We start from the raw sequence: 424 nt of genomic DNA, 5'->3' as shown, positions 1-424 counted from the left end.
ACCAGGGACAGCGCCATGCCCCACAGCGGGGAGGTCGCGTTGCAGATGCCGGCCAGGGTGGACGGGATGGTCAGCTCCGCGAAGGCGAACAGCGAGAACGGTAGGGCGTTCAGCAGGAAACCGGCGACCGCGAGATGCATCCAGGTGCGGGCGCCGCGCGGCAGCCCCTCCCGCCGTACCGCCATCGCGACCGCCAGCACGGCCGTGCCGAAGGCCAGGCGGCCCAGGGTGACCTGGAAGGGGGCATAGCCCTGTGTGCCGACCTTGATGAGGAGGAAGCTGAAGCCCCAGATCAGCGACAGGGCGGCGAAACGCAGCCGCCAGTCGAGGCGCGGACGGGCGGGGGCGGGCGCGGAGCCGGCCGGATCCGGCGCGGTGGTGGTGGTCGCGGTGACACTGCTGCTCATGCCGGTAACGATGGGGC

At 71.9% G+C, this 424-nt stretch carries 1 protein-coding gene; it reads right to left on the bottom strand.

Annotated features, from left to right (window positions below; all coding sequences use genetic code 11):
* Nucleotides 1-407 (bottom strand): DMT family transporter (locus LPA54_RS39885; RefSeq protein ID WP_228985297.1); only part of this gene is annotated, 407 nt, incomplete at its 3' end.
* Nucleotides 408-424 lie beyond the last annotated feature (17 nt).

This window comes from Streptomyces sp. DH12, from assembly GCF_020873895.1.
Lineage (GTDB): Bacteria > Actinomycetota > Actinomycetes > Streptomycetales > Streptomycetaceae > Streptomyces.
The sequence above is the reverse complement of the archived record's forward strand: the minus strand, read 5'-3'. Positions and strand labels throughout refer to the sequence as shown.